1 protein-coding gene is annotated in these 571 nt (G+C 69.7%); it reads left to right on the forward strand.

What is annotated here, in order from left to right:
- On the forward strand, positions 1-571 hold a 571-nt coding region (locus AC27LF_RS45605; RefSeq protein ID WP_479665242.1), incomplete at both ends, for an AMP-binding enzyme.

Genomic DNA, 571 nt, shown 5'->3' on the forward strand with positions numbered 1-571 from the left:
TTCCCCGGTGGCCAACACGCAGACCTATGTCCTGGATGCGAACCTGCGGCCAGTGCCGGTCGGCGTGGTGGGCGAGCTGTATGTGGCCGGCGCTCAGGTGGCGCGCGGGTATGTGGGCAGGCCCGGCCTGACCTCCGAGCGGTTCGTGGCCTGTCCCTTCGGCTCGCCCGGTGAGCGGATGTACCGCACGGGTGACCGTGCACGGTGGACGGGTGATGGCCGGCTGGTGTTCGCCGGTCGTGCCGATGAGCAGGTGAAGATCCGCGGCTTCCGGGTGGAGCCCGGCGAGGTTCAGGCCGTGGTCGCCGCACACCCGCTGGTCCTGCAAGCCGCAGTCGTCGCGCGCGAAGACACCCCCGGCGATGTCCGCCTGGTCGCCTACATCGTCACCGACGACACCGAAGCAGCTGAAGTTCCTGACGTGATACGCGAGTTCACAACGGCCCGTCTGCCCGAGTACTTGGTTCCCGCGGCCGTGGTGGTTCTCGAAGCCCTGCCGCTGACCGGTAACGGCAAGCTGGACCGCAAGGCCCTGCCCGCCCCCGACTACGGGGCAGCGGCGACGGCCGGT

The organism is Streptomyces diversicolor, assembly GCF_057537855.1.